Raw genomic sequence first — 3,828 nt, 5'->3', positions numbered from 1 at the left:
ATATTGCGACTGATCGCTGAAGAACGAGCGAGGATCAAGCGGTTATAGAGACTAGTTGTGGCTTGATATAGTTCATGTTTTGCGTACATCTGAAGAAAGTTTGGGACAGACAGCGCAGCCGCGACGCTCAGAATGGCCCCTACGATGGCGATTTCTATGAGGGTGAACCCTTCTTCGTTTGAACGGGACTTGCTCATGATGTTAGCTGTTTCCCTCATGGCGTCTCCTGATCGAGCAAGGGGCATGCCGTTCTAAATCGAGCATCTGTTCCATATAACATCTTGATTTGATGGTATTCATTCTCGATAGAGACCAAGGCACTTCGACCACTTTTCGCGCTGATGCACGACAATTTTCGGCGTGTAGGCTGTACCGTTTCGTACGGCAGAGGGACTATCTTTATTGATAGAATGGGCAATCGTTACTAGGGTACCGACGGTGCCCCACTGTGAATGGGACATATGAAGATGTCCGCGATTTTAAGTTGTATAGGTTTAGAGGGGAGTTCAATGACAAGAGAATCTCGCAAGGCCCAGCGGTTTGCTGTTCAGCTTCCTTGCCAATTTTGGAGCTATGCAACCAAGTCAAACGGAACCGTCTTGAACCTATCGGCGCAGGGATGTGCCATGACGGCGGAGCAACCTCCGTCGGTCTTGACCTATGTTTCGTTGGATATCGATCTTTTAAATGGCGAGGGGCCGGCTAACATTGAATTGGCAGGAGTACGTTGGGTTTCCGAACACCGATGTGGGCTGGAATTCATCCGTGTTCGGCCCGATATCCTCATGAGGCTGAGAGCTTTCGCCTTGTTGTTGCAGCAAACATCCTAAGGAAGGTCTGATACTGAGCCGACCACCAAATAGTGCGTAATGATCAGCCGGCAACGTCGCAAAACCCTTTGTTTATTCGCATTCCAAGAATCAAGATGCGCACTATTTGGCGCTCTCCTGAATAATTCTCGATTATGAACAGTCGGCACTCAAACATAGGGAATTCAGCTTGTTGCTACTCGGAATTGTGAATAAATTAGGCCTTCCCTATTCAACGGTTGCTTATTTCTCCCGCAATGTTACTTTACCGCAACCGCTCGGACTTGCCGATAGGTTGTCAAACCTTTCAGGACTTTCTGTATACCATTCTGTAGCAAGGTGACCATTCCATCCCGCATCGCCACACTGAGAATTTCGGCCGTCCTCGCTTTGGCTTGGATCAGATTCTTAATTTCTTCTGAACCCACCAGAAGTTCGTGCAGCGCCACCCGTCCCCTAAACCCGCTGTGATTGCAGACCTCGCAACCACGCCCACGATAGAGAGGCAAATCTTCCGTATAGGTAACCCCTAGCTTTTCCCAGTTTCTCGTTCCATAGCCTTGCACAAGTTCATCATACTCTTGCTGAGTCGGATGGTAGGTTTCTTTGCAATGAGAGCAAATTCGCTTGCAGAGGCGCATGGCCAGTACCCCCAGCATGGCGTCGGCAAAGTTGAACGAGTCGCAACCCATGTCCAGCAAGCGAGTGACTGTTTCTACCGCACTGTTGGTATGGAGCGTGCTCATCACCAGATGGCCGGTGAGAGAAGCTTCTATCGCGATATCAGCCGTTTCTTTGTCTCGCATTTCCCCAATCATGATTACGTCGGGATCGGCCCGAAGAAAGGCGCGCATGGCTGAAGCAAAGGTAAACCCGATTTTAGAATGCACTTGAACTTGCCTCAAACCTTCTTGGGTGATCTCGATGGGATCCTCCGCTGTCCAAATCTTTCGCTCATCGGTGTTGATGTGCTTCATTACGGCGTGCAACGTTGTGGTTTTTCCTGATCCAGTCGGACCCACACAAAGAAAAATCCCATGCGGCCGCTCGGACAATTCTTTGACGACCTGCAGAACGTCTTCGGAAAAGTCCATAGCCTCTAAGGGCATGGTTTCCTTTGCCGTTAGAAGACGCAACACCACATCCTCGTTGTTTCCCGCAGTGGGCAATGTTGCCACCCGCAATTCGATTTCTCGATCCTTCGCCAATTTGTAGCGGATTTTTCCGTCCTGAGGTTTGCGTCGCTCAGCGATATCAAGGTTAGCCATGATCTTCAGCCGTGAAACAATGGCACGTCGATAGACGGCAGGAATACGCATATAGGTAAAGCAAGAACCATCGACGCGGAACCGTACTGCCGTCTCCTTGCGATCTGAATAGGGCTCAATATGGACATCAGAAGCTCCTAATCGATACGCCTCAGCGATCACCTGGTTCGCAAGACGCACGATGGCCGAATCATTTTCATTGATCTCTCCGGACTCGACCTCGCCGTTTCGTTCGACGCCAGCTTCATCGACAAGTTCTCCGAGAATCTCAGTTATCGATCCTCCACTAGCCTGCCCTGTTGTTACAAGGAGATATTGTTCAATATCCCGCCGCAGTCCGACGGAGAAACGTATCGTCGTACCGGGAAACGCGCGTCGTATATCGAGACCTTTCTCTAGATCATGCGGATCATTGATGACAATGTCGAGGACATTCCCTTGTCGTTTCAACGGAATCCAGGCGCTCCTTCTGAGATAATCGAAACTGAGATTCTTCAATAGCTCCGGGTCAATGACGGTTCGTTCATCATAGGACACGTAGGAGCATTGGTAAAATTCGCTGAGCGCCGAGCCGAGTGCAGACTTCGGGACGCGATACTTGTCGAGCAAGATGGTTTCTAGGTCAGTTTCCCTCGATAAAGATTCTTCTATTGCAGCATCAAGATCCGTCTGTTTGATAAGCCCACGATAGACAATGCAGTCTAAGAGACTGCGTCCCATCGTCATCTTGCGAGGTTGTTTGGCCATCGTTGACTTTTTCAGGCTGGCAACCGAAAGGATCTGCCGTTTGTGATGCGTTTCAACGCCTTGCGTGATCATTCTATCTCATCCTTTCTCATCGGCAATAAGAAGTTATTTTTAGGTGACAATCCGTTTCGCGCTGATATCGTTCGATCTCCGTCTATGGCTCAATATCGAGCCATCCAGGTCCCGGGGGCACGATAGACCACGGGCAATCCACGATAGAGCCCTCGACTGAGATCGTGGTCATACCACACCTCCAAGCTGCTTTCCGAACCAGCCGAGGTGATTGTCCCACCTGCTGCTACTGCTCCGTAGAGTCTGACTCTTCCGGCAATCGTGATATCTCCACTTACGTGGAGTACTCCATTGAAATGCATATTGGCGAGTTGAACAGGTATCCGAACACTCTCCTTACTCTGATCGATTTGTGGTGGACTTAGTACCCGGATAGGCTGTCCTGATCCACCGGGAGCAAATACAACGTGGCCTTGCACTACCGCCAAGCCTTCAAAGTATGGAGCCTGTAATCTAACAACCCCGAGATTGTCCGAACGGGGAGGCGTTTGATCGAGCGTGTCGATGAATATCAGACCACGCTGATCGCCGCTTCCCTGTGACCGGAATATCTCGTCCGGAGAAATGCCGCGTCCCGGCTCTACAATGCCTTGCGGGTAGAGAAGACCTTCTCGATCAATCGCGAAGTAACGTCCGAATCTTTTTGCCACTCGCTTGATGTGTTCGTAGGGCCACTGATCGAATGGGACTCCAGGAATCGGGTTCTGACCCATGTGAAGGTTGCTGGGGAAACCGGGAATCTGTTCGGATGATACGTGTGTCACCTGAACCGTCCCACCTATCCATCCTTCCATCCATTGATCTTCTCGTTGCTTCATTTCGTCATATGCCTGCCCTGTTATTGGAGTAAGTGCACTCTTCAGTGGAATCTCATCAGCTTGTGTGAGAACAAGATCACCTCCGACCTTTAAATCACCCCAATGCACAGAGAC

The 3,828-nt window shown here is 50.1% G+C and carries 4 protein-coding genes; 1 reads left to right on the top strand and 3 read right to left on the bottom strand.

Going from position 1 to position 3,828, the window contains the following annotated elements; all coding sequences use genetic code 11:
- Positions 1 to 218, bottom strand: a 218-nt coding sequence (locus ACOSYY_RS06970; protein WP_421661544.1) for a pilus assembly FimT family protein, incomplete at its 3' end; no start/stop codon positions are given.
- Between the two features lie 291 nt (positions 219 to 509).
- Here ACOSYY_RS06970 and ACOSYY_RS06965 point away from each other — a divergent pair.
- Positions 510 to 830: a PilZ domain-containing protein gene (locus tag ACOSYY_RS06965; RefSeq protein ID WP_421661543.1), complete on the top strand. Its 321-nt coding sequence runs from the start codon at positions 510 to 512 to the stop codon at positions 828 to 830.
- 239 nt (positions 831 to 1,069) lie between these two features.
- Here the strand turns inward: ACOSYY_RS06965 and ACOSYY_RS06960 are convergent, their stop codons facing one another.
- Together ACOSYY_RS06960 and ACOSYY_RS06955 are read right to left on the bottom strand one after the other, a co-directional pair.
- Complete coding sequence (locus ACOSYY_RS06960) at positions 1,070 to 2,896, bottom strand: GspE/PulE family protein (protein WP_421661542.1); 1,827 nt, start codon at positions 2,894 to 2,896, stop codon at positions 1,070 to 1,072.
- Between the two features lie 89 nt (positions 2,897 to 2,985).
- Positions 2,986 to 3,828, bottom strand: an 843-nt coding sequence (locus ACOSYY_RS06955; protein ID WP_421661541.1) for a hypothetical protein, incomplete at its 5' end; no start/stop codon positions are given.

It is taken from the genome of Nitrospira sp. BLG_2, from assembly GCF_049222245.1.
This window is presented reverse-complemented; position numbering and strand designations above follow the sequence as displayed.